This is a genomic window from Psychrobacter sp. 1U2 (assembly GCF_051847575.1).
In genome coordinates this window covers 1-883 of the sequence record NZ_JBPYDC010000713.1, presented here as the reverse complement: position 1 = coordinate 883, position 883 = coordinate 1, and the positions used below count along the sequence as shown (strand labels likewise).

The following is an 883-nucleotide window of genomic DNA, read 5'->3' as shown; positions in this document are numbered from 1 at the left end:
CTGAAGGCCAAGAAGTTGAGTTCACTGTAACTCAAGGCCAAAAAGGCCCACAAGCACATAACATCGTTGCTATCTAATTTGTCTTTATAGACAGCTAGATGAATAGATGTAGAAAAGCGGACCTTCGGGTTCGTTTTTTTTCGTCTATGATTTGGTATTTAAAGCACTGATAGTAGATGTAGTAATCGTTTTCCTTAAAAGGTTTTAGTCAATCATACTAAATTAGATGATAAACATACAAAGGCCTCCGACTATATGTAGTTGGAGGCCTTTTACGTTAAGTAGTGAGATGAGCATTCAAGAATGGACAGGCAAACTACTAGATAAAGCTAATGCCAATATTAATAAGGCCACCGCCTAGTATTAACCAGCCAAACATAATTGCACCTAAAATAAGCGGTCTAATGCCAGCTTGCTTGATCGCGCTCAGATGAGTGGTTAGACCCAGTGCAAACATAGCCATCGTCAGTAACACATCGTCTAGTAAAATCATGTTTTGCTCAAAGCTTTTAGACATTGGCAGCCATGTATGTAGTATGACAATAGCAATAAAGATAAAAGCAAACCAAGGTACGCTGACCTGTCTAATACGCGCTATAAACGATAATTTTTTATCGCTGTTTTGACCATCGCCCTTGGTCAAGGCAAATGATAAAACCAGTAAAAATGGCGCGAGCATCATGACACGTATCATCTTGGTGACAACTGCAGTATTACCAACCTCAGTGTTCACTGCATTACCAGCGACAACAACCTGTGCCACTTCATGGACAGTTGAGCCAGTATAGACGCCGTATTGCTCGGCACTAAGCCAAGGCTGTAACCAACCAAGGTGATACAAAAAAGGATAAAGTAGCATGGCTATAGTGCCGAACACGACCAC

General features: G+C 41.0%; 2 protein-coding genes. One reads left to right on the top strand and one right to left on the bottom strand.

Annotation, left to right across the window (positions count from 1 at the left end; genetic code table 11):
- A partial coding sequence (locus tag ACS8FD_RS18270) for a cold-shock protein (protein WP_439275529.1) occupies window positions 1-77 on the top strand: 77 nt, incomplete at its 5' end.
- A gap of 242 nt (window positions 78-319) precedes the next feature.
- Here the strand turns inward: ACS8FD_RS18270 and ACS8FD_RS18265 are convergent.
- On the bottom strand, window positions 320-883 hold a 564-nt coding region (locus tag ACS8FD_RS18265; protein ID WP_439276893.1), incomplete at its 5' end, for a YeiH family protein.